Raw genomic sequence first — 2054 nt, forward strand, 5'->3', positions numbered from 1 at the left:
AAGTATGCGCACGTGTTTGACGAAGTGCGAGTCCCCTACCCCAAGAGCGCCTTCCAGCTGTCCGACAAGCCCAAGTGGTATCGCGACCGGCTAAACACCTGGCATGGCATCTACGGGCCACTCTTTGAATGGCGGAAGGAATTCCCCAATGACAAGCCCGAGGGAGTGAAAGACTTTGAGAACATGATCCATGGCTACTGGGGCGTCATACTCAGTGTGGATGACAGCGTGGGAGCACTGACGAAGCATCTGGAGGAAAGTGGCCAACTGGACAACACCATCATCGTCTTCATGGGCGACAACGGACTGCTCAATGGGGAAAACGGCATGGTGGACAAGCGCGCCATGCACGATGCCAGCATCCGCATCCCCCTGCTGGTGCGCTATCCCAGGATGGCTCCAGTGGAGAAGCCCAAGGTCATCACCGAGCAGGTGCTGACCCTGGACGTGGCTCCCAGCCTGCTGGACCTGTGTGGAGCCGCACCATTGTCCGCCGCTCAGGGCAAGTCCTGGGTGAAGCTGGTAAAGGCAGGAGACAAGAAATGGCGCAGCGCATGGTTCTATGAGTATAACTACGAGAAGCAGTTCCCCTATACGCCCAACATCCGGGGGATTCGCACCAACAACTGGAAGCACATCCACTACCCTCATGGCGATGACGGCGAAGACCGCCACATGGCTGAACTGTATAATTTGAAGACCGATCCAGGTGAAACACAGAATTTGATCTCCATTCCCGCTCACGATGCAAAGAAGCGTGAGCTTCAGGTGCAGCTGGCGGTGCTCATGGATGAGGCAGGAATTGAGGAGGACAAGATGCCCCTGGATGAAGGAGTGAAGAAGGAGCTGCCTGAGGCGAAGATCCGGTAGTGCCACAGCCTGCCAGGCTTCACACCCTCCTACGCAATAGTTCTCTTAGCGCTGCCCACGCCTTGCGTTTTGGTCAATGCGTGATAATAATCCGCCGCATAACCCTTCACGTACTGCCTACGCAAAATGAAGCACCTCTGCCTACCTCTCGCCGTTCTTCTTGGTTTCGGCAGCCTATCAGCGCAAGTTGGCGAGTTGCTGCCGCCTGAAAAATTGAATGAAAAGAGAACTACCGTAGTGATATGGAATCAACACCATTCAGGCTTTAACAACCGTGGTTCGACGCTCCTCAATGTCGTGTTGATCACCAAAGGGAAAGAGATCTTCCGTAAGAACAACGTGGCCATCCCATGGGAGCCAGGTAAAGATTGTTTCTTGGCGCTGATAGTTCCCACCGCAGCAACTGATACGGTAAGAGTAGAAATCGTGGAAAGCGTCCAGAAAGGAGCCGGACTTGCTGAGATCGAATTCCTCAGAAACGAGAAAAACTTGGCTAAAGGAAAAGTGGCGCGTGCCAATGGAGTCTTGAGAGGCGACAAACGGGATGCTGAAGACAGGCTTACAGACGGCATCACCACCTCTCATAAACTTCATGAAGGGTATTGGTTGTCGCCAGACAAGGAACAGGCATGGGCGGAAGTCGACGTTAAGACCCGGGACTAAGGTAAATTCATTTCATTTTTTACGTCAAAGGTTTGCACACTATGAAACTCCTGATTGCGATGATTTTGCTTTTCTCGTGTGGAAATGCACAGCAGGTTATCTGTCAAGTTCCCGCATCCCCTCGTCCGCCATTCAAGGCTCCTGCCGATGCGAAGTTTATCAACGGCCGTTGGTTCGCTGCGATAATGGAGAAGCTGGACTGGAACCGCGCTAAAAGCAAGTGCGAAGCCTTGGGCGGTCGACTTGCCATCATTCGCGACGAGGATACGTGGAAAAAGATCCTGACCCTCACGCCATCTACGGTCTGGCTGGGTGCGACAGATTCGAAGACTGAAGGTCAATGGAGATGGGTGGATGACTCCTTGGTGACGTTCACCGTGTGGGTACCCGGGCAGCCAGACAACCAGTATGGTATCGAACACTATCTAAGCACTTGGAAGGGTGGATGGAACGACCGAGTCAGGGAATGGGATGCAGGCGCATCTGGCCATGATAATCCCGTAGTGGGCTATATTTGCGAG

3 protein-coding genes are annotated in these 2054 nt (G+C 53.4%); all 3 read left to right on the forward strand.

The annotated features are described in order from the left end of the window. Positions 1–870 (forward strand): sulfatase/phosphatase domain-containing protein (locus VLA04_02810; GenBank protein ID HSI20611.1); only part of this gene is annotated, 870 nt, incomplete at its 5' end. A gap of 126 nt (positions 871–996) precedes the next feature. Continuing rightward, positions 997–1533 (forward strand): hypothetical protein, encoded by a 537-nt coding sequence (locus VLA04_02815; GenBank protein HSI20612.1) that lies wholly within the window; start codon positions 997–999, stop codon positions 1531–1533. A gap of 41 nt (positions 1534–1574) precedes the next feature. Beyond that, positions 1575–2054: lectin-like protein (locus VLA04_02820; GenBank protein ID HSI20613.1), on the forward strand; the 480-nt coding region annotated here is incomplete at its 3' end.

It is taken from the genome of Verrucomicrobiia bacterium, from assembly GCA_035460805.1.
In the GTDB taxonomy this organism is placed as follows: Bacteria; Patescibacteriota; UBA1384; order CAILIB01; family CAILIB01; genus DATHWI01.

Bases quoted from the DNA above. Each gene is read 5' to 3' on its own strand.
- VLA04_02815 (HSI20612.1), top strand. From the start codon at position 997: ATGAAGCACCTCTGCCTACCTCTCGCCGTTCTTCTTGGTTTCGGCAGC.